Below are 630 nucleotides of genomic sequence, written 5' to 3' on the forward strand. Positions count from 1 at the left end.
CTGGCAAGTGCGAGATCCACTATCTGGCCAAAAGCGTCAACCACACGCTGACCCGCCTGCAAGGAGCGATGGAGCGGCAGCGCCAATTCGCCGCGGACGCCTCGCACGACCTGCGCACTCCCATCGCCGCGATGCGCGCGGAGGTCGAGGATGCGATGTTGGCGTCCCCAGAGGACACCATGAACAGGACGGGGCGCGCCGTTCTCTCAAGCTTGGACCGGCTTGAGGCGATCGTGTCCGACCTGCTGACCATCGCCAAAATGGACGCCGGCACGCCCGCCAAGAACGACCCGGTCAACCTGGCCGAACTGGCGAGCAAGGAGTGCCGGATGCACCACCACACAACCAAGAGGCTCCGTTGCCGTCTCGAACCGGATGTGGTCGTGCTGGGCGACCGGCAGCGCCTGGGCCGCCTGCTCACCAACCTCATCGACAACGCCGACCGGCACGCCGAAAGCACGATCACGGTCACCGTGCAGCACGCCGAGCCCCACGACCCGGGTTTCCCGTACGGCGTCGCGGTACTGGAGGTGATCGACGACGGGCCGGGCATCGAGCCGGACAAGCGCGAGCTGGTATTCCAGCGGTTCGCCCGCCTGGACGCCGCCCGCAACAAAGACGCCGGGGGCA

Annotated in this window: 1 protein-coding gene; it reads left to right on the forward strand. The window is 67.3% G+C overall.

The genetic code is table 11. The features are described from left to right. The coding region (locus Pth03_RS41185) for a sensor histidine kinase (RefSeq protein ID WP_203949959.1) at window positions 1-630 on the forward strand (630 nt) is incomplete at both ends.

The organism is Planotetraspora thailandica, from assembly GCF_016863335.1.
Lineage (GTDB): Bacteria > Actinomycetota > Actinomycetes > Streptosporangiales > Streptosporangiaceae > Planotetraspora > Planotetraspora thailandica.